Source organism: Rhodococcus sp. 05-340-2 (assembly GCF_002258915.1).
Classification (GTDB): domain Bacteria; phylum Actinomycetota; class Actinomycetes; order Mycobacteriales; family Mycobacteriaceae; genus Rhodococcoides.
The window spans coordinates 293,184-318,092 of sequence record NZ_NOYU01000027.1; the positions used below are offsets into that span (position 1 = coordinate 293,184).

The 24,909-nt window shown below is 66.2% G+C and carries 21 protein-coding genes; 15 read left to right on the forward strand and 6 right to left on the reverse strand.

The features are described from left to right. The first annotated feature begins 1 nt into the window (after position 1). From cobO to CH271_RS16415, 8 genes are read left to right on the forward strand one after another with little or no spacing between them, the layout of a single operon-like run. The gene (cobO, locus tag CH271_RS16380; protein WP_037189604.1) at positions 2 to 622 is read left to right on the forward strand and encodes a cob(I)yrinic acid a,c-diamide adenosyltransferase; all 621 of its coding nucleotides are present in this window, start codon (positions 2 to 4) and stop codon (positions 620 to 622) included. Beyond that, positions 616 to 2,010 (forward strand): cobyrinate a,c-diamide synthase, encoded by a 1,395-nt coding sequence (locus tag CH271_RS16385; RefSeq protein ID WP_037189602.1) that lies wholly within the window; start codon positions 616 to 618, stop codon positions 2,008 to 2,010. Before cobO ends, CH271_RS16385 begins: the two co-directional genes overlap by 7 nt. 12 nt (positions 2,011 to 2,022) lie before the next feature. Further along, positions 2,023 to 2,409 (forward strand): cobalamin biosynthesis protein, encoded by a 387-nt coding sequence (locus CH271_RS16390; RefSeq protein WP_094634229.1) that lies wholly within the window; start codon positions 2,023 to 2,025, stop codon positions 2,407 to 2,409. A gap of 2 nt (positions 2,410 to 2,411) precedes the next feature. Then, positions 2,412 to 3,428 (forward strand): zinc-binding alcohol dehydrogenase family protein, encoded by a 1,017-nt coding sequence (locus CH271_RS16395; RefSeq protein ID WP_094634230.1) that lies wholly within the window; start codon positions 2,412 to 2,414, stop codon positions 3,426 to 3,428. Positions 3,429 to 3,485: 57 nt separating this feature from the next. Then, positions 3,486 to 5,153: a DUF7800 domain-containing protein gene (locus tag CH271_RS16400; RefSeq protein ID WP_037189599.1), complete on the forward strand. Its 1,668-nt coding sequence runs from the start codon at positions 3,486 to 3,488 to the stop codon at positions 5,151 to 5,153. A gap of 53 nt (positions 5,154 to 5,206) precedes the next feature. Continuing rightward, positions 5,207 to 6,889, forward strand: coding sequence for an ATP-binding cassette domain-containing protein (locus CH271_RS16405; RefSeq protein WP_094634232.1), 1,683 nt, complete (start codon positions 5,207 to 5,209; stop codon positions 6,887 to 6,889). Then, complete coding sequence (gene cobA / locus CH271_RS16410) at positions 6,856 to 8,136, forward strand: uroporphyrinogen-III C-methyltransferase (RefSeq protein ID WP_052047519.1); 1,281 nt, start codon at positions 6,856 to 6,858, stop codon at positions 8,134 to 8,136. Before CH271_RS16405 ends, cobA begins: the two co-directional genes overlap by 34 nt. Positions 8,137 to 8,143: 7 nt before the next feature. Then, on the forward strand, positions 8,144 to 9,631 hold the full coding sequence (locus CH271_RS16415) for an MFS transporter (RefSeq protein ID WP_037189596.1): 1,488 nt from the start codon (positions 8,144 to 8,146) through the stop codon (positions 9,629 to 9,631). A 13-nt stretch (positions 9,632 to 9,644) separates the two neighbouring features. On the opposite strand, the gene mgtE is transcribed toward CH271_RS16415, so the two are convergent. From mgtE to yaaA, 3 genes are read right to left on the reverse strand one after another with little or no spacing between them, the layout of a single operon-like run. Beyond that, positions 9,645 to 10,991 carry a magnesium transporter gene (mgtE, locus tag CH271_RS16420; protein ID WP_094634233.1) on the reverse strand — a complete coding sequence of 449 codons (1,347 nt, stop codon included), beginning with the start codon at positions 10,989 to 10,991 and terminating at the stop codon, positions 9,645 to 9,647. A gap of 42 nt (positions 10,992 to 11,033) precedes the next feature. Further along, a complete protein-coding gene (locus CH271_RS16425) occupies positions 11,034 to 12,245 on the reverse strand; it encodes a DUF2786 domain-containing protein (protein ID WP_094634234.1) in 1,212 nt (403 codons plus the stop codon). Beyond that, positions 12,242 to 12,985 carry a peroxide stress protein YaaA gene (gene yaaA, locus CH271_RS16430; protein ID WP_037189594.1) on the reverse strand — a complete coding sequence of 248 codons (744 nt, stop codon included), beginning with the start codon at positions 12,983 to 12,985 and terminating at the stop codon, positions 12,242 to 12,244. Before yaaA ends, CH271_RS16425 begins: the two co-directional genes overlap by 4 nt. Before the next feature lie 69 nt (positions 12,986 to 13,054). On the opposite strand from yaaA, the gene CH271_RS16435 reads away from it, so the two are divergent. Both CH271_RS16435 and CH271_RS16440 read left to right on the forward strand, forming a co-directional pair. Then, positions 13,055 to 14,806 carry a proline--tRNA ligase gene (locus CH271_RS16435; protein WP_094634235.1) on the forward strand — a complete coding sequence of 584 codons (1,752 nt, stop codon included), beginning with the start codon at positions 13,055 to 13,057 and terminating at the stop codon, positions 14,804 to 14,806. A gap of 75 nt (positions 14,807 to 14,881) precedes the next feature. Further along, the gene (locus tag CH271_RS16440) at positions 14,882 to 16,606 is read left to right on the forward strand and encodes an acyl-CoA dehydrogenase family protein (protein ID WP_094634236.1); all 1,725 of its coding nucleotides are present in this window, start codon (positions 14,882 to 14,884) and stop codon (positions 16,604 to 16,606) included. Between the two features lie 9 nt (positions 16,607 to 16,615). On the opposite strand, the gene CH271_RS16445 is transcribed toward CH271_RS16440, so the two are convergent. Continuing rightward, positions 16,616 to 17,224 (reverse strand): TetR/AcrR family transcriptional regulator, encoded by a 609-nt coding sequence (locus CH271_RS16445; protein WP_256986427.1) that lies wholly within the window; start codon positions 17,222 to 17,224, stop codon positions 16,616 to 16,618. A gap of 82 nt (positions 17,225 to 17,306) precedes the next feature. Here CH271_RS16445 and CH271_RS16450 point away from each other — a divergent pair, with 82 nt between their 5' ends. Then, positions 17,307 to 18,761, forward strand: coding sequence for an MFS transporter (locus CH271_RS16450; protein ID WP_094634237.1), 1,455 nt, complete (start codon positions 17,307 to 17,309; stop codon positions 18,759 to 18,761). Here the strand turns inward: CH271_RS16450 and CH271_RS16455 are convergent. Together CH271_RS16455 and CH271_RS16460 are read right to left on the reverse strand one after the other, a co-directional pair. After that, on the reverse strand, positions 18,724 to 19,164 hold the full coding sequence (locus CH271_RS16455; RefSeq protein ID WP_037189590.1) for a ferritin-like domain-containing protein: 441 nt from the start codon (positions 19,162 to 19,164) through the stop codon (positions 18,724 to 18,726). The genes CH271_RS16450 and CH271_RS16455 overlap by 38 nt on opposite strands. After that, complete coding sequence (locus CH271_RS16460; RefSeq protein ID WP_094634238.1) at positions 19,161 to 19,664, reverse strand: hypothetical protein; 504 nt, start codon at positions 19,662 to 19,664, stop codon at positions 19,161 to 19,163. The genes CH271_RS16455 and CH271_RS16460 overlap by 4 nt, the downstream gene beginning before the upstream one ends. Before the next feature lie 168 nt (positions 19,665 to 19,832). On the opposite strand from CH271_RS16460, the gene rimP reads away from it, so the two are divergent. The 4 genes from rimP to infB all read left to right on the forward strand — a co-directional run bounded on the left by rimP (position 19,833) and on the right by infB (position 24,842). Further along, a complete protein-coding gene (gene rimP, locus CH271_RS16465; protein WP_037189589.1) occupies positions 19,833 to 20,408 on the forward strand; it encodes a ribosome maturation factor RimP in 576 nt (191 codons plus the stop codon). Next, a complete protein-coding gene (nusA, locus tag CH271_RS16470) occupies positions 20,405 to 21,412 on the forward strand; it encodes a transcription termination factor NusA (RefSeq protein ID WP_037189588.1) in 1,008 nt (335 codons plus the stop codon). Before rimP ends, nusA begins: the two co-directional genes overlap by 4 nt. A gap of 96 nt (positions 21,413 to 21,508) precedes the next feature. After that, a complete protein-coding gene (locus CH271_RS16475; protein WP_170946036.1) occupies positions 21,509 to 21,841 on the forward strand; it encodes a YlxR family protein in 333 nt (110 codons plus the stop codon). Positions 21,842 to 21,938: 97 nt separating this feature from the next. Then, entirely contained in the window at positions 21,939 to 24,842 is a 2,904-nt protein-coding gene (gene infB, locus CH271_RS16480; RefSeq protein WP_094634239.1) for a translation initiation factor IF-2, read from the forward strand. Positions 24,843 to 24,909 lie beyond the last annotated feature (67 nt).

Consider the following 24,909-nt stretch of genomic DNA (forward strand, 5'->3'; position numbering starts at 1 on the left):
GATGCCTCAGGGTGTACCGGCTCCCGGAACCGTTCCGCAGGACGGCCTCACAACGCGTCAGCGCCGCAATCTGCCCGTGCTCGCCGTGCACACCGGCCCGGGCAAGGGGAAATCGACCGCCGCATTCGGCATGGCGTTGCGGGCCTGGAATCAGGGTTTCGACGTCGGAGTGTTCCAGTTCGTCAAGAGTGCCAAGTGGAAGGTCGGCGAGGAAGCGGCATTTCGCACCCTCGGCGAACTGCACGAGAGCACCGGGGTCGGCGGAGCCGTCGAATGGCACAAGATGGGCGAGGGCTGGTCGTGGACTCGCAAGAAGGGCAGCGACGTCGACCATGCCGAGGCTGCGGCAGAGGGCTGGCGGGAGATCGCCCGTCGAATCGAGCAGCAGTCGCACCGGTTCTACGTGCTGGACGAGTTCACCTATCCACTCAAGTGGGGGTGGGTCGACGTCGCCGAGGTGGTCGACGTCCTGACCCACCGACCGGGCAATCAGCACGTCGTCATCACCGGACGCGACGCACCTCGTGAACTGATCGAGGCGGCCGACCTGGTCACCGAGATGGCCAAGGTCAAGCATCCGATGGACGCGGGACGCAAGGGTCAGCGAGGCATCGAATGGTGAACGCGTCCTGTCCCGCAGTGGTGATCGCGGCCCCCGCGTCGGGCAGCGGAAAGACGACGGTGGCCACCGGACTGATGGGTGCGCTGCGCAATGCCGGTCGCACCGTCGCACCGTTCAAGGTGGGGCCGGACTACATCGACCCCGGATATCACTCGCTCGCGGCCGGGCTCCCGGGCCGCAACCTCGACGCCGTGATGGTCGGTGCCGACCGCATCGGGCCCCTGTTCCGACACGGCAGTCGAGGATGCGACATCGCGGTCGTCGAGGGCGTCATGGGACTGTTCGACGGCAAGATCGACATGACCGGACCGGGGGAGGCCTCCGCCGAGGGATCGACCGCACGAGTGGCCGCGATGCTCGGTGCCCCGGTGATCCTGGTGGTCGATGCCCGCGGACACAGTCAATCGCTTGCCGCTGTGCTGCACGGCTTCTCGACGTTCGACGCCAGCGTCCGCATCGGCGGAGTGATTCTCAATCGCGTCGGCAGTCAGCGGCACGAGGACGTGTTGCGCCAAGCGTGCGAACGGGTGGGTGTTCCGGTACTCGGCGCGTTGCCGCGCATGAGCGAACTGGTCGTCCCGTCACGGCATCTGGGGCTGATCACCGCAGTCGAACACGGTGGTGCCGCAACCGATGCCGTCGACGCGATGAGCGCCCTCGTCTCCCGGTTCGTCGACATCGAGGCAGTGAGTGCCCTAGCGCGATCGTCGGTGACAGCACCGCAGTGGTCCCCGGAGAACGAGGTACACAGCTCCGATGGATCGCCCGTCGTCGCGGTTGCCGGTGGCCCCGCATTCACCTTCGGATACACCGAACACGTCGAACTGCTCCGCGCAGCCGGGGCCGACGTGGCCGTGTTCGATCCGCTGCGTGACGGATTGCCGCCCGGCACAGCAGGAGTCGTTCTTCCCGGTGGATTCCCGGAGGAGCATGCGGCCGCACTGTCGGCGAACGAACTACTGCTCGCGGACGTTCGAGCAGCGGCGGCCCAGGGATTGCCGATCCACGCCGAATGCGCCGGATTGCTGTATCTGGCACGGCGATTGGACGGTCATGCCATGGCCGGAGTCGTCGACGTGGACGCGGAATTCGGGAACACCCTCACCCTCGGATATCGCGACGCGGTTGCCCTCGAATCGTCGACACTGTTCGACGCGGGCACCCGCGTCACCGGCCACGAGTTCCACCGAACGAAGCTCGTCGCAGTGCGCGAGGCGGCGTCGGCTGCCTGGGGCTGGCACAAGCAGAGCCCCGACGGCAGAACCGCGGCGCGCGAGGGCTTCGTACAGGGCGGCGTCCACGCGTCGTACCTGCACACCCATGCCGCGGGCAATCCCGAGTCGATCACCCGATTCGTCTCCGCTGCCATCGACTACGCGCGCGTGTAGAGCCGGCCCAGAATGCGGGTGGTCGTCGGAATAGGTGCCCGAGCCGGCGTCGATGCCGCCGACGTCGTGGCCGCGATCTCCACAGTGCTGCAACCGGACTGGCATGTCGAGGCCATCGCCTCGATCGACCGAAAAGCAGAACTGGTGGCCGCGGTGGCGTCGAGCATGGGGGTTCGGGGCGTGACCTACTCGGCGAGTGAACTGTCGACCGTCGTCACGCCCACCGTGTCGGTCCGGGTTCTCCGTGCCGTCGGAAGTGCCAGCGTCGCCGAAGCAGCGGCGCTGCTGGCCGGTCGTTCGACGGAGTTGGCGGTACCCAGGTTCGGTCTGGACGGTGTCACCGTTGCCGTTGTCGCGCTCTGCCTTGACGGTGGACCGGGGGTTCGGGACATCCTGTAGGTATGACCGAGACGATGAAAGCCGTTGCCTACACCCGCTCGCTTCCGATCGACGATCCCGCCAGCCTCACCGATGTGGTCATCGACGTGCCCACCGCGGGGCCGCGAGACCTGCTGGTCGACGTGAGAGCGGTGTCGGTGAACCCGGTGGACGTCAAGGTCCGTGCCGGCAGCGACCCGCAGGGCGTCCCGAAGGTCCTCGGGTTCGACGCCGCTGGTGTGGTGCGCGCCGTCGGTGCCGACGTCACCATGTTCGCACCGGGGGACGAGGTCTACTACGCGGGAGACATCGGCAGACCCGGGACCGACTCGCAGTTCCATGCGGTGGACGAACGCATCGTGGCGAAGAAGCCGACGACCCTCGATTTCGCACAGGCCGCGGCGTTGCCGCTCACCGTGATCACCGCCTGGGAAGGACTGTTCGACAAGCTCCGCATCACTGCCGAGACCACCGGAACATTACTGATGGTGGGAGCCACCGGAGGTGTGGGATCTGTTGTGCTGCAGCTTCTTCGGACCCTCGTTCCCGGCGTACGCGTGATCGCGACGGCAGCGGACGAGGACGCCGTGGAGTGGGTCCGTTCTCTCGGTGCAGCCGACGTCGTGAATCACCGCCGCGATCTTCGCGACGAAGTACGTCGAGTGGCACCGGACGGCATCGACTACGTGTTCACCGCCCATTCCTCCGGGCAGGCCGAGATCTACGCCGACCTGTTGACGCCGTTCGGACAGATAGTCGCGATCGACGATCCCGAGACGCTCGACGTTCTCCCGCTGAAGACGAAGGCGATCTCGTGGCACTGGGAGTTCATGTTCGCGCGTCCGATGCACGACACACCGGATCTGATTCGCCAGCACGAGCTGCTGACCAGGGTGGCCGAGCTCGTCGATGCGGGTTCGGTGCGCACCACCGCCACGACGGTTCTGTCTCCGATCGACGCCGAGCAGCTACGCGAAGCGCATCGGTTGGTCGAGGCCGGGCACGTACGGGGCAAGGTCGTCGTCGCTGCCCGCTCGTGATAACCGATCCGCGCCACTGACTGGCGAAAGCGGGCCGACGCGGGCAATGTGGAACCAATGACTTCCGACAGCACCGTCCTACTCGGCCCGATCGTTCGGTACGTCGGTACCGAGACGGCGACCCTGTGGTTCGAGATGGCCGAATCGGCGACGATTTCGGTCGTCACCGACGCCGGCGTCCGGGGTTCCGAGCGGACGTGGGGAGTGCACGGCCACCACTACGCGCTGGTGCCGCTCGAGGGACTACCGGCCAACGCCACGGTGACCTACGAGGTGTTCGTCGAGGACCGTCGCGTGTGGCCGCCGGAGGGTCGGACGGCCGCCATCCACACCGTCGACGCCGAGGGACCTGTCACCCTCGCCTTCGGATCGTGTCGACGGGGCGACAACTACAGCGACGAATCCTTGAAGCAGATCGGGGCCGACGCCTTGGCCGGGCTGGGGAACGCGCTGATCGAGCAGGATCCGAGTCGGTGGCCGCAGGCGTTGCTGCTCCTCGGTGACCAGGTCTACGCCGACGACCCGTCGCCGGAGATCGTCGAACGGCTCCAGGCGCGCCGACGCTCGGGCGAGGGTCCCTCCAGCGCGATCGGGACCGACGCCGAGAACGAGATCTGCGATTTCGAGGAGTACTCCTGGCTGTACCGGGAATCGTGGGGACTCGAGCCGGTACGGACCCTGATGGCGAGTATCCCGTCGTGCATGATCCTCGACGACCACGATCTGCGCGACGACTGGAACTCGTCCGCTTCGTGGCGTCGCGACATCGTGACACGGCCGTGGTGGAACGATCGCGTGGTCGGCGCATATTCGTCGTACTGGGTGTACCAGCACCTGGGCAACCTCTCGCCCAAGGAGTTGGCGCAGGACGAGATGTACGCCGCGGTTCGGTCGGCCGACACCGACGCCGAACGAGAGAAGTTGTTGTCCGACTTCGCGATACGGGTCGACCGCAAGCCCGAAACCGGACGCTGGAGCTTCTATCGCGACTTCGGCGACACGCGGCTGATCATGATCGATTCCCGCTGCTCTCGAAACCTCGATCCGGACAACAGAGAAATGGTCGACGAGAAGGAGTGGGCGTGGGTACGCGACCGCGCACTCGAAGCCAGCCCCCGGCACCTGCTGTTCGGGTCGTCGTTGCCCTACCTCATGCTGCCCGCCCTGCATTACCTCGAACAGTGGAACGAGGCTGTGGCGCAGGGCAGTTGGGGGTCGATGCCGGCCAAGGTGGCCGAGAAGATGCGGATCGGCCTCGACCTCGAACACTGGGCTGCCTTCACCAACTCGTTCAACGACATGGCGGCGTTGACGCGTGAGCTCTCCCGCGGCGAGAACACACCCGCCTCGATCATGTGGCTCTCGGGCGACGTCCACTGCTCCTACGTGGCGAACGCGGACTTCGGGGTCGGCGGGCGCGCAGTACCGGCCACGTATCAGCTCACCATGTCGCCGTTCCGCAATCCGCTCGATCTGCCGATTCGTGCGGTAAACAAGTTGGCCATCAAGCGTCCCGCCGCCCGAATTCTGTCGAAGCTCGCGCGCGCGGCCCACGTGGGCCCGTCCGGTGTCGAATGGGAGGCCGAGGCAGGTCCGTGGTTCGCCAACGGCGTCATGCTGCTGACCCTGCACGGCGACTCCGCGCGGTTGCGGGTGCACCACGCCCACGTCGACGATGCGGGCAAGCAGGTGCTCACCGAGACGTCGACCCTGGCCCTCGCCTAGTGATCGAGTAAACGATTGGCCATCGCCGGGCCGATGAGGTTGGCTGGTTCGTTGTGGCCCACCTCGAACTGAACGACATCGTCTACTTCCTGCCCGACGGACGGCAGCTGCTCAACGGTGTCGGGTTTCGGGTCGGCGACGGCGCCAAGACCGCCCTGATCGGGCCCAACGGAACCGGCAAGACGACGCTGACGCGGATCATCGCGGGTGACGAGACCCCCGACGAGGGGTCGGTGTCGAGCTCCGGTTCGCTCGGGGTGATGCGGCAGTTCGTCGGCCAGCTGCGCGACGACTCGACCGTGCGTGATCTGTTGCTGTCGGTCGCGTCCCCGGCCGTGCGAACGGCCGCGGCGGCATTGGACGCAGCCGAGAACACGATGATCGAGGTCGACGACGAGAAGACCCAGATGAAATACGCACAGGCCCTGTCGGATTGGGGCGATGTCGGCGGTTACGACCTCGAGCCGTTCTGGGACAAGGTCACCACGGCAGCACTCGGAATGCCGTTCGACCGCGCGAAGTGGCGCGCTGCGTCGACGCTCAGCGGCGGTGAGCAGAAACGCCTCGTACTCGAAGCGTTGTTCGCCGGCACCGACAATCTGTTGCTTCTCGACGAGCCGGACAACTACCTCGATGTGCCTGGCAAGCGTTGGCTCGAAGCGACCATTCGCGACTCCGACAAGTCCGTCCTGTTCATCAGCCACGACCGGGAGCTCATCGCCAACGCAGCGAATCGGATCGTGACACTGGAACCGGGCGTCAGCGGTGCCACCTCGTGGGTGCACGGGGGCGGGTTCGCGACGTATCACGCTGCGCGTGAGGACCGGAATGCTCGGCTCGACGAACTGCGACGGCGGTGGGACGAGGAACTGGTCAAACTCCGGGCACTGGTGCTGCGCCTGCGGGAGAAGGCCAAGTTCAACGACGGGGTCGCTGCTCGCTACCACGCGTCCCAGACTCGGTTGGCCAAGTTCGAGGAGGCCGGACCGCCGGAAGCGGTGCCGTTGAAGCAGCACGTCACCGTTCGTCTGCGTGGCGGCCGAACAGCCAAGCGCGCATTGGTGTGTACGGCTCTGGAACTGACCGGACTGATGAAGCCCTTCGACACCGAGATCTGGTACGGAGACCGCGTTGCGGTGCTGGGTTCCAACGGTTCCGGCAAATCGCACTTCCTGCGGTTGCTCGCCAACGGTGGTACGGATCCGGAGAAGGAACACGAGCCGGTTCAGGAACTGGCTCTCGATCCGGTTCCACACACCGGCACCGCGGTGCTCGGCGCTCGTGTTCGGCCCGGCCTGTTCGCGCAGACCCACACTCGGCCGGATCTCGCGGGCAACACGCTCCTCGACATCTTGCACATGGGCAACGAACACCGCGACGGCATGGGCCGAGAGGCTGCCGGCCGGGCACTGGACCGCTACGGTCTGGCCCGCGCCGCCGAACAGTCGTACGACAATCTCTCCGGCGGCCAGCAGGCGCGCGTGCAGATTCTGCTGCTCGAACTCTCCGGTGCCACCCTGTTGCTGCTCGACGAGCCGACCGACAACCTCGACCTGATGTCCGCAGACGCACTCGAAGACGCGATCGCAGCGTTCGACGGCACTGTCATCGCCGTGACCCACGACCGGTGGTTCGCTCGCAGCTTCGACCGATTCCTGGTGTTCGGCAGCACCGGTCAGGCCTACGAATCCGACGAGCCCGTATGGGACGAAAAGCGGGTGCAGCGCGCGCGGTAGCGTTTCCTCTCGTGAACGCGACTGACTCTCCCTATCTGGTCGGCCTCAATCTGGAAGGTCGACGCGTCGTCGTGGTCGGTGGCGGCACCGTCGCGCAGCGTCGATTGCCGTTGCTGATCTCCTGCGGTGCAGAGGTACACGTCATCACCCGGGAGGCAACGCCCGCTGTGGAGGCGATGGCGACGGCCGGTCAGGTGAGCATGGAGTTGCGTGACTATCGCGAGGGCGACCTCGCCGACGCCTGGTACGCCGTCGCGTGCACCGACGAGGCCGAGACCAACATCGCCATCGTCGCCGAGGCCACCGCGTCCAAGATCTTCTGCGTGCGAGCCGACATCGCCAAGGACGGCACCGCGGTCACCCCGGCGTCGGCCGAATGGGACGGGCTGACCCTCGGTGTCCTCGCGGGCGGCGAACACCGTCGATCGGCCGCGGTACGCAATGCTGTCGTCGAAGCCCTGCAGTCCGGTGTGGTCGCCGACTCGGCCCATGCGCCGTTGACGGGCGTCGCGCTGGTCGGTGGCGGACCCGGCGATCCGGACCTCATCACGGTCCGCGGGCGCAGGCTGCTCGCCTACGCCGACGTCGTGGTGGCCGATCGGCTCGCACCGCCCGAGCTGTTGGCCGAACTGGGCCCGCACGTGGAGGTCATCGATGCCTCGAAGATTCCGTACGGCCGCGCGATGGCGCAGGAGGCGATCAACCAGGCGCTGATCGACGGCGCGAAAGCAGGCAAGTTCGTCGTCCGGCTCAAGGGCGGCGATCCCTACGTGTTCGGTCGGGGATACGAGGAGCTCGAAGCGCTGGCTGCCGAGGGAATCCCGGTGACCGTGGTGCCCGGTATCACCAGCGCTATCTCGGTGCCCTCGTCCGCAGGCATCCCGGTGACGCATCGCGCCGTCACTCACGAGTTCGTCGTCGTCAGCGGCCACGTGGCACCCGACCATCCCGATTCGCTCGTCGACTGGAACGCGCTCGCCAAGCTCAAGGGCACCATCGTGTTGCTGATGGCCGTCGAACGCATCGGGAAGTTCGCCGACGTTCTCATCGCCGGTGGCCGGCCGTCCGATACTCCGGTGATCGTCGTTCAGGAAGGCACCATGCGCACCCAGCGTGAAGTTCGCGCGACTCTGAGCACCGTCGCCGATGCGGTTCGCGATGCGGAGATCAGGCCTCCGGCGATCGTGGTCATCGGAACCGTTGCCGGTTTCTCTGTACACGCCGGTAACGTGAACGCCCGTGCCTGAATCATCGATGTCCGATACCTCCAGTACCGAGGTCAAGTACCCGGTGACGACCCGAGCGTTCGGGTTGGCGATCATCGTCCTGAGCGGCCTGCAGTTGATGGTGGTGCTCGACGGCACGGTCGCCAACCTCGCTCTGGCACCGTTGCAGGCCGATCTTGGTCTGTCCGATGCCGGACGCAACTGGGTGCTCACGTCGTATGCCCTCGCTTTCGGTGGGCTGATGCTCCTCGGCGGCAGACTCGGTGACGCTTTCGGTCGAAAGAAGATGTTCCTGGCCGGCGTTGTTCTGTTCACCGTCGCATCCCTGCTGTGCGGGCTCGCGGTCAACGAGGCGACGTTGGTAGCGGCGCGCGCGCTCCAGGGGGTGGGTGCCGCGGTGGCGTCGCCGACGGCGTTCGCGCTGGTGGCGACCACCTTCGCGCCGGGCCCGGTACGAAACCAGGCCATCGCGATCTACGCGGCCATGACCGGTGTCGGCTCCATCGCCGGGCTCATCATCGGCGGTGCGTTGACCGAGGTGTCGTGGCGGTGGATCTTCCTGATCAACGTGCCGATCGGTGTCGTCATCGTGGTGCTCGCGGTCGTGTCGCTGCAGGAGACGGTGGGGGCGAAGCTACCGCTCGACGTGCCGGGAGCGATTCTGGCGACGCTCGGCTGCACCGGCGTGGTGCTGGCATTGAGCGAGGGCACCGAACTGGGCTGGACCAATCCGATCGTCATCGTCTCGCTGATCGCCGGCCTGCTCTTCCTCGGGCTGTTCCTGATGGTCGAGCGACGCGCCGACAACCCGTTGCTTCCGTTCTCGCTGTTCGGCAGCCGAGACCGAGTGGCGACGTTCGTGGCCATCTTCTTCGCCGGTGGGGTGATGTTCTGCCTCGCCGCCTACGTGGCACTGTTCGTTCAGGACATCCTGGGATACAGCCCGTTGCACGCGGGCCTGGCGTTCGTGCCGTTCGCCTTCGGGCTCGGTGCCGCCGCATTCCTGGCCTCGCAGCTGGTGACCCGCATCGCCCCACGGTGGCTGATTCTGAGCGGTGCCGTGATCATGGTCGGGTGGCTGATGGTGTCGGTCGCGACGATGAACGCGGATTCGTCGTACTTCCCCGGACTGTTCTTCCCCGTCATCGGCATCGGATTCGGCGTCGGCCTGACGGTCGTGCCACTCCCGCTGTGCGCCATCGCCGGAGTGAGCCCCACCGAGATCGGCCCGTTGACCGCTATCGCCCTGGTTGCTCAGACCCTCGGCGGGCCGCTCGCGCTGGCCGTCATCGGCGCGCTGGTGACCTCGCGCACCCTGTCCCTGGGCGGCATCTCGGGACCGGCGACGCTGATGAACGACACCCAGCTCGATGCGTTGAGCTCGGGCTACATGTTCGCGTTGTTCTGCTGCGCCGTCTGCGCCGTGGTCGCGGGAATCGCTGCGGTGTTCATTCGTTTCACCCCGCAGCAGGTCGCTCAGGCCCAGGCTGCGCAGGAAAGCGCCCAGAAGGGCTGACGAGCAGGGGTGATCACACGCCCAGTACGGCCTTCGCGATGAGGAAGTAGACGATCAACCCCGTCGCATCGCAGAAGGTGGAGATGAAGGGCGTCGAGAAGACCGCCGGGTCCACCCCGATCTTCTTCGCGATCAGCGGCATCGCGCCGCCGACCGTCGCCGCGAGCGTGCAGATCGACAGCAGCGTCGTTCCGATGACGACCCCGAGGTGCCAGTCGTAGACGAGTCCGGCGATGACGAAGCCCAAGGTGCCGAGCATCGCACCCATCGTCGCTCCGACCCGAACCTCGCGAAAGAGCACCGCGGCGATGTCCCGCGGTCGCACGTCACCCAGCGCGAGCGCCCGCGTGACAGTGGTCGCGGCCTGCGAGCCGGTGTTGCCGCCGGTTCCGGTCAGCAGCGGAATGAACAGCGCGAGAGTGACGACTGCGGCGAGCGCGTGCTCGAAGATCTCGAGAACCTGCACCGTGAGGATGGCCGACAGCGCGAGCACCAGCAACCACACCACGCGAGAGCGAACGATGGACAGCACCGGCGTCGACAGATACGGCCGACGCAGCGGCTCGGAGCCACCCGCGCGAGCGGCGTCCTCGTCCTCGGCTTCTTCCAGGATTCGAGAGGACTGCTCGAGCGTGAGAATTCCGATCAGCCGTTGCTCGGAATCGACCACCACCACCGCAGGACTACGGTGCTCGAAGCACAGCCGTGCAGCCTCCTCCGCCGACGAATCGGCCTCGACCACCGGATGATCCGAGTACAGATCGCCGACCGGAGTGCTCGGTGCCGCTGTCGCCAGATCGGCGAGCGTCACCACCCCCAACAGAGTGCGGTGATCGTCGGTGATCGGCAACAGATACACCGACTCGGCCTCCGAGCCGGTACGACGCACGGCATCGAGGGCGTCGCCGGCGGTCGCAGCGGTCCGTAGACGAACGAACTCCGGACTCATGCGGCGGCCGACCGATCTGCGGTCGTATCCCAGCATGGGGGCGGTGAGTGCGCGTTCGTCGGGGGACAAGCCCACCAGCAGTCGATGCGCGACGTTGGAGGGGAGTTCGTCGAGCAATTCGACACGGTCGTCCGGGTCGAGTTCCTCGAACAGAGCGATCACATCGTAGCTGCGAAGACTCTCGAACAACTCACCGCGAACGGTGGCGTCGAACCGCTCGAAGACCGCCACCGCCTCGTCCTTGGGCAGAAGGCGAAACAACACCGCGCGTCGAGACGAGTCGACACGCTCGAGCACGCGCACCGCATCGGTCGTCGACAGCTCGGCCATCAGAGTGGACAGTGCGGCCATGTCACGGTCGGTCAGGAGTTCGGACGTTCGCGTCATGATGTCGTCGAGAGTTTCGGGCACAGAACCATTTTGCCTTGCGAACGGGCGGTCGACTCACATACCTCAGCGCGAGAGATCCGCACGATCCGCCGCGGCCTGGCCCGAATCCCATCCCTCGGCGTCCAGGCGTGGGCCGCGCATAGGCTTCGCCGTCGGGAACAATCGATCGAATTCGGCTTCGACGGCGACGGTCTGCGCGGCGAGAATCGGTAGCAGATCACCGGATTCGTGACGCGCCTCCTCCAGCGCGTGCGCGTCGGCGTCGGTCAGACGGTCTCCGATACGGATGGCGTACGCGTACAGGAATGCCTTGCCGAACGCTGCCGATCCGGCCTTCTTGCGCTTCTTCGCCTGCGGCGAATGTCCGAGGGCGCGCGTTGCCTGAACCAGCAGAGAGGTGAACAGCAACTCGGTCTGTTCCACGTCCACCGGAGCTCCGACCAGGGTGGCGACGGCGAACTCCGGATCCCAGATCGCCTTGACGCGGTTGGCGGTTCCGACCACGTGCAACAGCTGCGCCTTGGCCGGGGCATGCGGGCCGTCGACATGAACGCGTCGGCCGTGAATATCGATGTGGCCCTGGGAGAGCAACATGGTGTCGATGGAGTAGCGCGTCATCAACTCCTGCGCCTTGGCCGTGAGCGTCTCGGCCTCCTCCTCGAAGTCCGTGGCGTCGGCCTTGGCCAGTAGACCGCGAATCTTGCTCAGCATCTTGGTGTTCGGGGAGTCGGAGCCGGCGACACCCGACACCGTGGGGCGAGTGCGCGGCCACTGGGACGGCTTGGGGCCGAGCTGAGGCCACCGGGGGAGTGTCTGCCATCGACCGAGCAGGGTGAGTACGTCGAGCCACTGATCACTGGCCGCGATGTAATCGGTCTTACCGGAAGACGTCAGGTACGCGGTCAGGAAATCGGGCGTGGCCTCGACCCGGGCCGCAACCTTCGGGAACTGCTCACAGACCGTGGACATCTGATCCACCCAGTCCTGTGGGGCCCGAGAGGCGGCGTCGGTGAGATCGGCCTGATGCAGCAATGCCGCGGCAGCGAGATCGGCCACGGCCACCGTGTGCTGACGCCGCACGACGTGCACGAGATCCATGGGCTGCCAACCATTTTCGTACATCGTCTCGATCATGTTCGTCAGCGCCCGAGAGCCGAGTTCGGTCGCGTCGAGCGAGACCAGTCGATCTGCGACGTCGTCGGCGACGCGTTGGCTCTTGGTCTTGCCGACCGAGGCGTCGGAGCCGCGCCGGAGCAGTCCCGGAATCTCGCTCATTCGGTGAGCACGATCAATTCGGTGCTCGACGCCACTTCGACGCGCAGTCCGGCCTTGGATGCCACGCGCGCAACGGCTTTGACGTCCTTCGGCTCGGCGGTGGTCAGGGTCAACGCGCGCGCGAGCAGGCCCTTGTGGTGCTTGTTGAAGTGGCTCACCACCGATCGGCTGCCGTCGGGCTTCTCGGTGAGCACCGTTGCGGTGATCGCGCCGGGGACGGGCCCGAGCTGCTGATAGGTGCCCGATCGGAGGTCGACGACGATCCCCTCGTCCTCGGCGTCGATGGCGTCGGAGAGTTCGGGCTTCCAGTGTGATCGCAGCGTCCCGAAGTTCGGCACGGTCGATCCACCGGAGAGTCGGTAGGACGGAATCGGATCGGAGGCACGGACGGCCCCGAACAGGGCCGAGCCGATCCACAGCCTCGCGTCCGCTCGGGCACGACCGGCCCGGGTGAACGACGCCGCGTCGAGGGCGTCGTAGAGCACGCCGGTGTAGCGCTGCAGCGCAGGTGTGGTGGGTGAGGTCCACAACCGAGCGTTGCGTTCGATCTCGTCCACCTGGGTGGGGCCGAGGCCGAGCGCCGCGATCGACGCGTCGACGTCGCCGGAGAGTTCCACCAGCGCATCGGCGAGCTTTCGGCGGAGCGGTGTCAACGTGGGCAACGACAGTCGGTCCAGATCGAGAGGTGCTCCGGAACCGCCGTCGGACTTCGTCTCGGAGGGAGGCAGCAGAATCAGCACGGGCTCGAGGCTACTCACTGTACGGCCGCCTGCTCACAGGCACTGTGGGAGCGACTAGTCTGACAACCCGTGATCACCCGTCTTTCGCAGTTGTTCCTTCGTACCCTTCGCGACGACCCGGCCGACGCCGAGGTCGACAGCCACAAGCTGTTGGTCCGCGCCGGCTACGTTCGTCGTATCGCTCCGGGCGTCTACTCCTGGTTGCCGCTGGGTCTGCGGGTGCTGCGGCAGGTCGAGCGTGTCGTGCGCGAGGAGATGAACGCCATCGGTGCGCAGGAGATATCTCTGCCCGCGCTGCTGCCGCGCGAGCCGTACGAGACCACCAATCGGTGGACCGAATACGGCGACGCGCTGTTCCGGTTGCAGGATCGCAAGGGCAACGACATGCTGCTCGGTCCCACCCACGAGGAACTGTTCGCGCTGACGGTCAAGGCCGAATACAACTCGTACAAGGACCTGCCGGTCACGCTGTACCAGATCCAGACCAAGTACCGCGACGAGGAGCGTCCCCGGGCCGGCATTCTGCGCGGCCGCGAGTTCGTGATGAAGGACTCGTATTCCTTCGACATGGACGAGGACGGACTGAAGAAGTCCTACGCCGCCCACCGCGAGGCGTACCAGCGCATCTTCGCCCGCCTCGGTGTCAGCTACGTCATCGTCGCCGCGACGTCCGGTGCCATGGGAGGCAGCGCCTCCGAGGAATTCCTGGCCGAGAGCGACATCGGTGAGGACACCTACGTGCGCTGCATCGAATCGGGATACGCCGCCAACGTCGAGGCCGTCACCACTCCGGCGCCTGCACCGCTGCCCATCGAGGGACAGCCCGCTGCCGTCGATCACGAGACCGGCGACACCCCCACCATCGCGACTCTGGTGGAGTGGGCCAACTCTGCGGATCTCGGACGCACCGTCACCGGCGCGGACACGCTGAAGAACATTCTGCTCAAGGTGCGTAACGCAGAAGGGGAGTGGGAACTGCTCGCCGTCGGCCTGCCCGGTGACCGCGAGGTCGACGAGAAGCGCCTCGAGGCGTCCCTCGAGCCTGCCGAGTTCGCTCTGCTGACCGACGCGGACTTCGCTGCCAATCCCTTCCTCGTCAAGGGATACATCGGGCCTCGCGCGTTGCAGGCCAACGGGGTTCGCTATCTCGTCGATCCGCGGGTGGTCGACGGTACGTCGTGGATCACCGGCGCCGATGTCAAGGGCAAGCATGTGGTGAACCTCGTCGCCGGTCGCGATTTCGTTCCCGACGGCACCATCGAGGCAGCCGAGGTGCGTGACGGCGACATGTCACCCGACGGTCGCGGGCCGCTGGTCAGTGCGCGCGGAATCGAGATCGGGCACATCTTCCAGCTCGGTTACAAGTACACCGATGCGTTCTCGGTCGACGTCCTCGGTGAGACCGGCAAGCCGGTTCGCCTGACTCAGGGTTCCTACGGTGTCGGCGTCTCGCGTCTGGTCGCCGTGATCGCCGAGCAGATGCACGACGACAAGGGTCTGCGGTGGCCGTCGGAGGTTGCACCTGCCGATGTCCACCTGGTGATCGCGAACAAGGACGACGCTGCTCGCGCGGGCGCGGAATCGATTGCGACGCAACTCGATACACAGGGCATCGAGATTCTGTTCGACGATCGCAAGGCCTCGCCAGGAGTGAAGTTCAAGGACTCGGAACTGATCGGTGTTCCGCTGGTGGTCGTCATCGGCCGCGGCTGGGCCGACGGCAAGGTCGAGATCCGCGATCGTTTCACCGGTGAGAGTCGCGAACTCGACATCGACTCGGCGGTCGAGGAGATCGTGAAGGCTGTGCGGCACACACCGTAGGGGAGTCTCGCGATCTCTCTGCACTGTCGTTTACCCGCTGGTAGCTTCGGGTCAACGACTAAGAGAGGTCACCACGTGTCTCACTATGCGCTGTTCGATCCAACAACGTTCGATCCGGCCGAGCTCGACGACGACTCTCGTCGACAGCTGCGCGCCTTGATCGAGTGGTTCGAGAATCGAGGCAAGGCCAGGCTGCTCGCGGACGATCTCGATGCAGTCTGGCCCGCGGAGTTCATCGAGTTCGTCGCCGAGCAGAAGCTGTTCGCAACCTTCTCCACGCCCGCTGCCTATGCGGACGGATCGCCGAACACGCGCTGGGACGCTGCTCGTAATGCTGCGCTGAGCGAGGTTCTCGGGTTCTACGGTCTGGCCTACTGGTACACCTGGCAGGTCACCGTGCTGGGTCTCGGCCCCATCTGGATGAGTGCCAACGACGACGCCAAGCGCCGCGCAGCACGCGAGCTGGATCGCGGCGGTGTGATGGCGTTCGGACTGTCCGAGCGCGCACACGGAGCCGACGTCTACTCCACCGACATGCTGCTGACGCCCGCGCCCGAGGACTCCGAGCTCGAGTTCACCGCGTCGGGGGAGAAGTACTACATCGGGAACGGCAACTTTGCCGACATGGTCTCGGTGTTCGGGCGACGCACCGACGTCGACGGACCCGATGCGTACGTGTTCTTCGTGGCCGACAGTGCACACCCCGCGTATCAGCTGCGTGAGAGCGTCGTCCACGGGCAGATGTACGTCAGCACGTTCGCGCTCGAGAACTACCCCGTCCGGCAACAGGACATCCTGCACACCGGTGCCGACGCATTCTCGGCTGCGCTCAACACGGTCAACGTCGGGAAGTTCAACCTGTGCACCGGATCCATCGGCATCTGTGAGCACGCGTTCTACGAGGCGATCACACACGCGAACAACAGGATCCTGTACGGCAATCGCGTCACCGACTTCCCGCACGTCCGCAGTGCGTTCGTCGACGCATACTCCCGGCTGATCGCCATGAAGCTGTTCAGCGCGCGGGCGCTGGACTATTTCCGTGCCGCGGGACCCGAAGACCGGCGCTACCTCCTGTTCAACCCGATGACCAAGGCGAAGGTGACCTCCGAGGGCGAAACGGTCGTCCGTCTGTTGCACGACGTCATCGCGGCCAAAGGGTACGAGAAGAACACCTACTTCCGTGAAGCCGCCCAGCTGATCGGAACACTGCCCAAGCTGGAGGGCACGGTGCACGTCAACGTGGCGCTGATGCTCAAATTCATGCCTGCGTACATGTTCTCGCCCACCGACCACCCGGACGTCGGTACCCGAACCGAGCCGGTCGACGACAGCTTCTTCTTCGCGCAGGGGCCGGCCCGTGGTGCGAGCTCGGTCCGGTTCCACGACTGGAACCCGCTGTACAGCAAGCATTCCGGGATTCCCAACGTGGGACGGTTCTACGAGCAGGCACAGGCGTTCAAGTCGTTTCTCCAGGACTGTGCGCCCGACGAAGCGCAGCAGAAGGATCTCGATTTCCTTCTCGTGGTGGGGCACCTGTTCTCACTCGTCGTCTACGGCCATCTCGTGCTCGAGCAAGCCGACGAGATCTCGGCCGAGATGATGGACCAGATCTTCGACTTCCAGATACGAGACTTCTCCGGCTATGCCGTTGCGCTGTACGGAAAGCCGTCGTCGTCTGCGGCGCAACAGCAGTGGGCCCTGGACGCGATCCGTAAGCCGGTGGTCGATGCGGGTCGATTCGATGCGGTGTGGAACGAGGTCGCCTCCTACGACGGCCGGTACGAGATGCGTCCCTAGCGCCGACGCTCAGCCGGGATCGGCCGGAATCAGATTGGTTCCGAACGCGCACACCGTCATCTCGTGCAGCCCGGCGCTGTCGTTCGGATGCTCGAGCGCCTGCATCGACATCAGGACGTTGAGCAACATCCCGTGCGCGATGAACTGCCGTGCCTGGTCCTCGGAACAACCTGTGCCCTCACGTATCCGGCTGTAGATGGCACCCATTCCCTCCCGGGCTGCCCGTCCGATCTCGGGTACCGAGCCTGCGCCGAATCCGTGCATCATGACCATCAACAGGTCGCGATCGGCCACCAGATCGGCGTAGGCGGAACCGAGATCTGCCCAGGTGCCGTCGTCGTCGGGGTCGAGCGGGCCCGCCGCCAGCACGGCATCGAACGCGGCCATGATGCCGTCGACCGAGCGTTGGAACACCAGTCGAAACAACTCGACCTTGGTGCCGAACATACGGACCACGTACGGCTGAGAGACGCCCGCTTCCTTCGCGACGGCGTCGGTACTGGTGCCGGCGTAACCCCCGCGCGCGAACGCGCGCATCGCCGCGTCGAGGACGAGCTCTCGGCGGTCGGCCGCATCCATGCGGGTGGCTCTGGGCTTGGGCGCTGACGGGTCGGACATGTTGACAGGTTATCAGTCGATAACTTACGGTCTCCGATAAGTAATCATTCGATGCTTACAAGCGTGAGACGGGACGACCGCAATGACCGCCACAGCCTCTCCACCAGCAATGCAGCCCGCCACTCGGAACGTTCCCGTGTGGCTCGGCATCCTCGCAGCTTCCCTGCCGATGTTCATGGCAACCCTCGACAATCTGGTGATGACCAGTGCACTCCCGGTCATCCAGCAGGACCTGAACGCCTCCGTCGGACAGCTGCAGTGGTTCCTCAACGCGTACACCCTCAGCTTCGCCACCTTCATGCTGACGGCGGCGACGCTCGGCGACAGATGGGGCAGACGCACGGTGTTCCTCGGTGGGATCACGGTCTTCACCGCCGCCTCCGTGGCCAGCGCGCTCGCTGCGAGTCCAGCGATGCTCATCGCGGCGCGTGCCGTGCAGGGAATCGGTGCAGCCGCGATCATGCCGTTGTCCCTGGCGTTGCTCGCCGCGGTGGTGCCGGTGGGTAAGCGCGCAATGGCGATCGGGATATGGGGTGGAGTCTCCGGACTCGGCGTCGCGCTGGGACCGGTGGTCGGCGGAGCCGTCGTCGACGGGATTTCCTGGCAGGCGATCTTCTGGATCAACGTTCCGGTGGCCCTCGTCGCAGTTCCGCTGGCGTACGTCGCGCTGAAGGAAACAGCAGGGCGCATCCAACCGCTCGATCTGCCCGGCGTTGTCCTCGCAGGCGGCGGTGTCTTCCTCCTGGTGTGGGCGGTGGTCCACGGCAACGACGACGGGTGGGCGTCGGCCACGGTGCTCGCCGGCTTCATCGGCTCGGCGGTGCTGCTCGTCGCGTTCGTCCTGCGCGCCTCGCGCACCCGGCACTCGGTACTGCCGCTCGCACTCTTTCGTTCGCGCAGCTTCACCCTCGCCAACATCATCGGAATCACGTTCTCGCTCGGCATGTTCGGGGCGGTGTTCCTCCTCGCGCAATACCTGCAGATCGTGATGAACTACACGCCGTTCCAGGCAGGCCTACGCACGCTGCCGTGGACTGCAGCACCGATGGTGGTCGCACCGATCGCAGGTCTGCTCGCCGAGCGCGTCGGACTGCGCGGCTTGTTGGTCGGCGGCCTGTCGCTGCAGTCGGTCTCGCTCGTGTGGATGGCGCTGATTCTGGGACCCGACACCGAGTATTCGTCGATGGTCCCGGCCCTGCTGATGGCGGGCGTGGGCATGGGGCTGACGTTCGCTCCGTCCGCCACCGCGGTGCTGCGGGACATGAGGGACGACGATCACGCCACCGCGAGCAGTGCGAACTCCACTGTGCGAGAGGTGGGTATCGCGCTCGGCATCGCGGTACTGACAGCGGTGTTCATCGGAGCCGGTGGATCACTGACACCCACCGGTTACACCGACGCCTTGGCACCCGCTCTGCTCGTCGGCGCTGGCGCAGTGGCGATCGGACTGGTGGCGGCGCTGTTCATGCCGGGGCGTTCCGTCGGACCGGAACAAGCGCTCACGGTTGGCCGGGAAATGCCGTCGACGACGGACTGACGCCCAGAATCTGCTGCCACGTCGCGAGGCGAACCGCGGCGTCGGTCAGCGCCTGCACCCCCATGTCGCGGGTCGCTCCCGACCGGCTGCGTTCGATCAGCGAACGCCACGCGATGCTCGTGTCGATCTCGGCCTGCGCGGCCAACTGTGCAGCCGAGATCGCGTCGGTGACCGGGAACGGGGACGCATATGCCGGATCGGGCAGCGGCACTGTGACACTCGCCGCCTGGAGTGCATCGATGGTCGCGTCTCGGCGTGCGCGGTGAGCGGCAGTGTTCGACGCCACCACGTCGGCGCGCGTGGGGTTGGAGAACGCCGCGACGACGCCGTAGGCGAACACCGCCGCGTACTCGGCGTGGAGTGCATCGACGAGGCCTTGCTGTTCCGGGCCGAGATCGCTCATGCCAGAACCACCAGGGCCGAGACCGTGCACGAGGCACTGATGGAACCGAGAAGGCCTGCCCGGTAACCGCTTTCGTTACGAGCGGCATCTGCTGCGCTGCGAGCGGAGGAAGTCAACATCTCCCGTACGGCGGCGAGATCGGGCGGCGGCGTCGTGGGAGCGGGTGTCGTGGTGGCCGTAACCGACGACGTCTCGGTCGAGGCGCCGGTGGCGCGTGCGATCTCGGTGTCGAGCGCTTCGGCGTGCTCGGTGCGCTGCGCCGCGACGATCCCCAGTGCGGCTGCGTAGTCGGTGATCACCGTCGCGGCCGCGGTGGCATCTGCGGCATCGGCGCGGGCAGCGCGCAACTGCGCTGTGAGGGTGTCGAGGGCAGGACCCGAGATCGTCTCCTGGCCGCAGGCCGCAACAGTCGACACGGTGGCCGCGGACAGAGCTGCGACACCGGCGAGTCGGAACAACCCGCGGCGATTGAGCGCGAAGGGGACGGTCGGCGTTGGCACTCCGATATCGTGCCAGACCGCAGCGCTCGCACGTGCCGTGCCCGCGTGTCGCGTCGGCCGATCGTGGTCACGAGCACTGTCTGCGGGGCGGTAGGCTGTTGGTTCACCAAACGCAGTTCGGCTGCCGTACGCCGGATCGCCCACAACTACACACGAGGAGTTCGCGACATGCCTGTTCCGTCCAAGGAAAGGGTTGTCGAACTGCTCGCCGACCTCGTTCGAGAACGGGGCTACGACCTCGAAGACGTGAACGTCGTCGCCGCAGGCAAGCACAGTGCAGTGCGGATCATGGTCGATCGCGAAGAGGGAATCGACCTCGACGCGCTCCCGGAACTGAGCCGCGAGATCTCCGACGCCTTCGATGCGGTGACGGATTTCGGGGAAGCTCCGTACACGTTGGAAGTCACCACCCCCGGAATCGACCGCCCACTGACCGAGGCACGGCATTGGCGTCGGGCCCGCGGACGCAAGGTGCGCATCGAACTCGCCGACGCCAAGTTCGACGGTCGCGTCGGTGTACTCGACGACGATTCGGTCACCGTGGTGATCAAGGAGAAGGGTGTGCTGTCGACCCGCTCCGTCGCACTGTCCGATGTTGTGAAAGCTGTTGTGCAGGTGGAGTTCTCGCGGCCCAGCGCCGAAGAGATGGACCTGGCGGGTGGCGTGGTCGGCAGTAGGCCGTCACCCGCGAACACCGATGAGATCGTGGACGTGGAAGCACCGGAAGAAGGGTCGGACAAGTGAATATCGACATCGCCGCATTGCGTGCCATCGAGGCGGACAAGGGAATTCCGATCGAGATGGTGATCTCGACGATTCAGACCGCATTGCTGACGGCCTACCGGCACACCGAGGGGCATCAGTCCAACGCGTGGATCGACGTCGATCGCAAGACCGGCTCCGTTCGCGTGATGGCCAAGGAAATCGACGCCGACGGCAATGTGATCTCCGAGTGGGACGACACCCCGGAAGGCTTCGGACGCATCGCGGCGACCACGGCGCGTCAGGTCATCCTGCAACGCCTACGCGACGCCGAGCACGAGCGATCGTTCGGCGAGTACTCCACCCACGAGGGTGAGATCGTCAACGGTGTCATCCAGCGCGACACGCGGGCCAACGCCAAGGGCACCGTCATCGTCCGCATCGGCAGTGACGCCAACGGAGCCGACGGCCTCCTGCCGCCCGCCGAGCAGGTGCCGGGTGAAAGCTACGAGCACGGCGAACGCATCAAGTGCTACGTCGTCGGAGTCGCCCGGGGCAACCGGGGCCCGCAGATCACGCTGTCGCGCACCCACCCCAATCTGGTGCGCAAGCTGTTCGCCCTCGAAGTGCCCGAGATCGCCGACGGATCGGTCGACATCGTGGCAGTGGCCCGCGAGTCGGGGCACCGCTCCAAGATCGCCGTCGCGTCCACCGTGTCCGGTCTCAACGCCAAGGGCGCCTGCATCGGACCGATGGGGCAGCGCGTGCGCAACGTGATGAGCGAACTGGCAGGCGAGAAGATCGACATCATCGACTTCGACGAGGACCCGGCCACCTTCGTCGGGAATGCTCTGTCCCCATCGAAGGTTGTGTCGGTGACCGTCGTCGACGCAGCTGCTCGTGCGGCCCGTGTCGTCGTTCCCGAGTACCAGCTCTCTCTGGCCATCGGGAAGGAAGGGCAGAACGCTCGACTGGCCGCTCGGTTGACCGGTTGGCGCATCGACATCCGCAGTGATGCGGCGGCACCCGAGACGACCAGCGCGTAGGGCCGGAATGCGGAGTTCGGGGCAATACAGCGGTAGAGTGGTCGATGGTTCGGTAACGACCTCTTCGCTCAGAGGCATGAACGCGAGTATCCGGTAGTGACAAGCCGGCCGATTCGTACATGCATCGGGTGCAGGGAGCGAGTGCCGGCCACCGATCTGTTGAGGATCGTGGTTCGAGAAGCTGGTTCGCACGAATTCGCTCTCGTCCCCGACATCCGGCATTCGATGTCCGGTCGTGGTGCGTGGTTGCACTACAGCCGAGAATGCCTGCACAATGCGGAACGACGCCGAGTCTTCGGTCGCGCGTTTCGGATATCGGGAAATGTGGAATCGTCCGCAGTGACAGCCGTGCTCGACGAGCACGAACAGCTGCAGGCCGAGGACACGACAAGAGCAACACCCGTCGACAAGAACAGGCAACAGCACTGATGAGCACACCGTGAAGCACCAACGATGAACGTCCATCGGAGATAACCCGAGGTCGTGCGGGCACCAAGCCTCGCTCGGCCTCTCAGTGAGGAGAGCAGTGGCAGGCAAGGCCCGCGTGCACGAGTTGGCAAAAGAACTCGGTGTCACCAGTAAGGAACTACTCGCACGGCTCAAAGAGCAAGGCGAGTTCGTCAAGTCCGCATCATCCACAGTCGAAGCCCCCGTGGCACGTCGACTGCGTGAATCCTTCCCGTCCGAGAACGCGGACGCGTCGGCACCCGCCGCAGCTGCACCGAACGGTCGCGCAGCGGCCGATCGCGCAGCAGGCAGCACGGCGAAGCCGGGCGCAGCGAAACCGGGCGGACCCCGTCCCGGCCCCAAGCCGGTACCGCGTCCGGCAGAGCCGGAAGCACCCGCAGCACAAGCTCCCGTGGAGGCAGCACCGGCTGCACCCGCAACTCCGGCTGCCGCACCGGCTCCGGCCCCGGCCGCGCCCACCCCTGCGCCTGCAGCGCCGGCCGCTCCGGTCGAACAGGCTCCGGCCGCGTCGGCCACCACCAGCGACGCTGCACCCGCCCCGGCAGCTCCCAAGCCCGCAGGTCCCGGCCCCAAGCCCGGCCCGAAGGCTCCGCGTGTCGGTAACAACCCGTACTCCTCGGCTCCCGTGGAGCGACCGGCTCCCCGGCCCGCTCCCGGTGCTCCGCGTCCCGGTGGCGGACGACCCGCTCCCGGACAGGGTGGGCCTCGTCCCGCAACACCGTCCGGTGGCAGTCGTCCGGCTCCCGGTCAGGGTGGGCCTCGTCCCGCACCGGGCCAGGCCGGACCTCGTCCGAGCCCCGGCTCTATGCCTCCTCGCCCCAACCCCGGTGCCATGCCGACCCGTTCGGCACGTCCCGGCCCCGCAGCAGGTCGTCCCGGTCGTCCCGGCGGCGCTCCGGGTGGACGCCCAGGCGGCGGCGGTGGCGGTGGCTACCGCGGCGGCGGCGCTCCCGGCGCTCCCGGTGGTGCCCCCGCAGGCGGCGCTCCCGCAGGTGGTTTCCGCGGTCGTCCCGGCGGCGGTGGACGCCCCGGTCAGCGCGGCGCAGCAGCAGGTGCATTCGGTCGTCCCGGCGGAGCAGTTCGTCGTGGCCGCAAGTCGAAGCGGGCGAAACGCGCCGAGTACGAGAGCATGCAGGCTCCCGCAGTCGGCGGCGTCAGGCTGCCCCGCGGCAACGGTGAGACCATCCGTCTCGCCCGCGGCGCATCGCTGTCGGACTTCGCGGACAAGATCGACGCGAACCCGGCCGCACTGGTGCAGGCCCTGTTCAACCTCGGTGAGATGGTCACCGCGACGCAGTCAGTCAACGACGAGACGCTGGAGCTTCTCGGCGGCGAGATGAACTACGTCGTTCAGGTCGTCAGTCCCGAGGACGAAGACCGTGAGCTGCTCGACTCGTTCGATCTCACCTACGGCGAGGACGCCGGCGGCGAGGACGATCTGGAACAGCGTCCCCCGGTGGTCACCGTCATGGGCCACGTCGATCACGGTAAGACGCGACTGCTCGACTCGATTCGCAACACCACGGTGCGCGAAGGCGAGGCAGGCGGAATCACGCAGCACATCGGTGCTTACCAGGTGCTGACCGAGCTCGAAGGCAACGAACGTCTCGTCACGTTCATCGACACCCCCGGTCACGAGGCCTTCACGGCCATGCGTGCCCGTGGTGCCAAGGCCACCGACCTCGCGATCCTGGTGGTCGCAGCCGACGACGGCGTCATGCCGCAGACGGTGGAGGCCATCAACCACGCCCAGGCAGCCGACGTGCCGATCGTGGTCGCGGTGAACAAGATCGACAAGGAGGGCGCGAACCCGGACAAGATCCGGCAGCAGCTCACCGAATACGGTCTGGTCGCCGAGGAATACGGCGGCGAGACGATGTTCGTCGACATCTCCGCCAAGCAGGGCACCAACATCGATGCCCTCCTCGAAGCGGTGCTGCTGACGGCCGACGCGTCGCTCGACCTGCGCGCCAACCCGGACATGGACGCTCAGGGTGTCGCCATCGAGGCGCACCTCGACCGTGGTCGTGGCCCGGTCGCGACCGTGCTCATCGCTCGCGGAACACTCCGCGTCGGTGACTCGATCGTCGCCGGCGATGCATACGGACGTGTCCGTCGCATGGTCGACGAGCACGGCGAGGACGTCACCGAAGCGATGCCGTCTCGTCCCGTGCAGGTCATCGGCTTCACGTCGGTGCCCGGTGCAGGCGACAACCTTCTGGTGGTCGACGAGGACCGAATCGCTCGACAGATCGCCGACCGTCGAAATGCGCGCAAGCGCAATGCTCTGGCAGCCAAGAGCCGCAAGCGCATCAGCCTCGACGATCTCGATGCAGCTCTGAAGGAGACTTCGCAGCTCAACTTGATCCTCAAGGGTGACAACTCGGGAACCGTGGAAGCGCTCGAAGAGGCGCTGCTCGGTATCGAGATCGACGACGAGGTCGAACTGCGCGTGATCGACCGCGGTGTCGGCGGCGTGACGGAGACCAACGTCAACCTGGCGTCGGCATCCAACGCGATCATCATCGGCTTCAACGTTCGAGCGGAGGGCAAGGCCACCGAGTTGGCCAACCGTGAAGGCGTCGACATCCGGTACTACTCGGTGATCTACCAGGCCATCGACGAGATCGAGAAGGCCCTCAAGGGCATGCTCAAGCCGGTGTACGAGGAGGTTGCCCTCGGGCAGGCCGAGATCCGCGCGCTGTTCCGTTCCTCCAAGGTCGGAAACATTGCCGGTTGCCTCGTCACCTCCGGTACGATCCGTCGCAACGCCAAGGCACGACTCATCCGAGACAGTGCCGTTGTTGCGGAAACCGTCACGATCTCCTCGCTCCGCCGCGAGAAGGACGACGCGACGGAGGTCCGTGAGGGCTACGAGTGTGGTTTGACGGTGACGTACTCCGACATCAAGGTGGGCGATGTCATCGAGGCGTACGAACTCCGTGAAAAGCCGCGCGACTAGAACAGGTGCGGAGCCACTCGGCTCCGCATCCGGTCGCGTCGGCTCGGTGGTGAAGCCAGGGGAGTGA